Annotated in this window: 4 protein-coding genes; 1 reads left to right on the plus strand and 3 read right to left on the minus strand. The window is 65.2% G+C overall.

The features are described 5' to 3' along the window. The coding region (locus AHiyo1_RS23750) for a VOC family protein (RefSeq protein ID WP_059390260.1) at positions 1-621 on the minus strand (621 nt) is incomplete at its 3' end. A gap of 105 nt (positions 622-726) precedes the next feature. Here AHiyo1_RS23750 and AHiyo1_RS23755 point away from each other — a divergent pair. After that, positions 727-1,551, plus strand: coding sequence for an IclR family transcriptional regulator (locus AHiyo1_RS23755; protein WP_059390263.1), 825 nt, complete (start codon positions 727-729; stop codon positions 1,549-1,551). Here AHiyo1_RS23755 and AHiyo1_RS23760 read toward each other — a convergent pair. Both AHiyo1_RS23760 and AHiyo1_RS23765 read right to left on the minus strand, forming a co-directional pair. Further along, positions 1,548-2,189 carry an MBL fold metallo-hydrolase gene (locus AHiyo1_RS23760; protein ID WP_059390261.1) on the minus strand — a complete coding sequence of 214 codons (642 nt, stop codon included), beginning with the start codon at positions 2,187-2,189 and terminating at the stop codon, positions 1,548-1,550. The two genes, AHiyo1_RS23755 and AHiyo1_RS23760, sit on opposite strands and share 4 nt — an antisense overlap. Next, on the minus strand, positions 2,186-2,554 hold a 369-nt coding region (locus AHiyo1_RS23765), incomplete at its 5' end, for a zinc-binding dehydrogenase (RefSeq protein WP_148667760.1). The genes AHiyo1_RS23760 and AHiyo1_RS23765, both read right to left, overlap by 4 nt.

Raw genomic sequence — 2,554 nt, forward strand, 5'->3', positions numbered from 1 at the left:
CTCCGCCGCTTGATCATCTCCGGGGTACGGCCTCAGGTCGAGATGGACCCGGCCGCGCGCGGCATTCGCGGCGGGAGTCCGGACGAATTCCAAATACGGCCCAACGCCCTTGGCCGAACGCAGCCTCGCAAAATCATCAGTCTCCTCGTGCACAGTCCAGTCCATCGCCCCGCTCCAGAACCGCACCATGGCCCGCGGATCCGCACAACTGACCACCACCGCGGCGATCGGCCCGGTGTCCTGGTAGATCGGCCGAGGCTCCAACACGCAGAACACGTTGCCCTCCGGATCGGCCAGGACCGTCCACGGCACATCGCCCTGGCCGATATCGGCAGGCGTCGCGCCGAGCTTCACCAGGCGCGCCACAAGCTCCGCTTGATGGGCCTCAGAGGCGGTGGCGAGGTCGAGGTGGGCGCGATACCTCACCGTTTCGGGGTCAGGCACAGTGACGACATCGACGCAGACGGCGGCGGGGTCCGGCCCGGTGAAGCCCGCGGGTTCAACATTGCTCACACCGGGGCCTTCGCTGGAAATATCCCAACCAAGCGCCTCCGCCCAAAACCGGCCCAGAGCCGAGTCGTCCCGGGCCTTGAAATTCACTTGAACAAGTCGCAGTGCCATACCGCCCGATCCTATAACCAGGCAATACCCGGCTGAGCGGCAACATCCCAGGACACGCTGACCGGAGAGGCCGCGCATTTGACCGTGTTTGAGACGATGAACCACATGGACGCTGATGCTAGCCCTGCCAACGACCCCGATTCCGATCCGGGCGGTGCGCACCACGCGGGTGTGCAGTCCGTGGACCGGGCCATCACCGTGCTCGAAATCATCGCCCGCAACGGCGATGCCGGCGTGAGTGAGATCGCTGAGGAAATGGGCGTCCACAAGTCAACGGCATCGCGACTGCTGAGCGCCCTGGACGCCCGTGGCATGGTTCAGCAGAACCACGAGCGCGGAAAATACCAACTCGGATTCAACATCCTGCGCCTGGCCAGCGCCATTCCGGCCCGCCTCAGCTTGGTAAAGGAAGCCCGGGAAGATCTCGAAGCCCTTGCGGAGAAGTTCGCCGAGACCGCCAACCTGGCCGTGCTTCGGTCAAATTTCGCGGTCAACGTGGACCAGGCCATTGGCCCCAACACGCTTGGCACGCAGGACTGGATCGGCGGGCTCACCCCGCTCCACGCCACCTCCAGCGGCAAGGTCATGCTTGCAGCGCTGCCGCCTGGGACGCGTGACCGAGTTCTCAGGGAATCCGGCCAGGCACGATACACTCCGCAGACCATCACCGACCGCGACGAGCTGGAGCGGCAAATGCCGGTCATTGCGGAGGCCGGGTACGCCGCCACGTATGAAGAACTCGAGCGCGGACTCAACGCCGTCGCCGTTCCGATCCACAACCACAGCGGCATGGTGATCGGAGCCATCAGCCTTTCCGGGCCGGCCTTCCGTTTCGAGCCGGAAAAAATACCCGGCCTGCTCGATGCGCTCAAGCAAGCCGGGTATTCAATCAGCGTCAAGATGGGTTACACAGCAGCCGGCGGCGCCTAAGCGCCGTCGGCCTGGCGATCCAGCGCTGCCTGGGCGAGGTTTTCCGCCTCGGCTTTGATGGTGGTGTTGTCGCCGTGCCCGGTGCGGACCACGGTTTCCAGCGGAAGCGTCAGGAGGCGTTCCCGGATCGAGGCCAGGATGGTCGGGTGGTCGCTGTGCGACCTGCCCGTCGCCCCCGGGCCGCCGTTGAAGAGGGTGTCGCCAGTGAACACCGTGCCTTCGCTTTCCAGGTAGAAGCACGTGGAACCCGGTGAGTGGCCCGGCGTGTGGAAGGCGTGCAAAGCCGTGCCCGCCACTTCGAAGACGTCGCCGTCCGTGATGTAGCGGTCCGGGCCGGCGTCCGGGTACAGCTGCTCCCACAGGACCATGTCTGCCGGGTGAAGGTGGATCGGCGCGTTCACTGCCTTCGCGACGTCGAGCGCTGCTCCGATGTGGTCATTGTGCGCGTGGGTGAGCAGGATGGCGCGCACCTTCCGGCCACGGACCTGGCCGATGATTGCCTCCGCGTCGTGCGGCGAATCGATGATCACGCATTCGTCGTCGTTGCCGACGATCCAGACGTTGTTGTCCACGTCCCACGTGCCGCCGTCGAGCGAAAACGTGCCCGAGGTGACGAGGTTTTCGATGCTGACGCTCATCCGATTTCCACCACCGAACGGAGCACTTTGCCCTCGTGCATCTTGGCGAACGCCTCTTCCACCTGGTCGATGGTGATCCGTTCGGACACGAACGCGTCCAAGTCAAGGTTGCCCTGCTTGTAGTGCGCCACCAGCATCGGGAAGTCGCGGGACGGCAGGCAGTCCCCGTACCAGGAGGACTTCAGCGAACCGCCGCGGCCAAAGACATCCAGCAACGGCAGGTCGAGCAACATGCCCGGCGTCGGGACGCCCACCAGCACTACGCGGCCGGCGAGGTCGCGCGCGTAGAAGCCTGCTTGTAGGTCTCCGGGCGCGACGGCGTCAATCACCACATCGGCACCGTTACCACCGGTCAGGCCCGGGTG

Origin of the sequence: Arthrobacter sp. Hiyo1, assembly GCF_001263615.2 — a bacterium.
Taxonomy (GTDB): domain Bacteria; phylum Actinomycetota; class Actinomycetes; order Actinomycetales; family Micrococcaceae; genus Arthrobacter.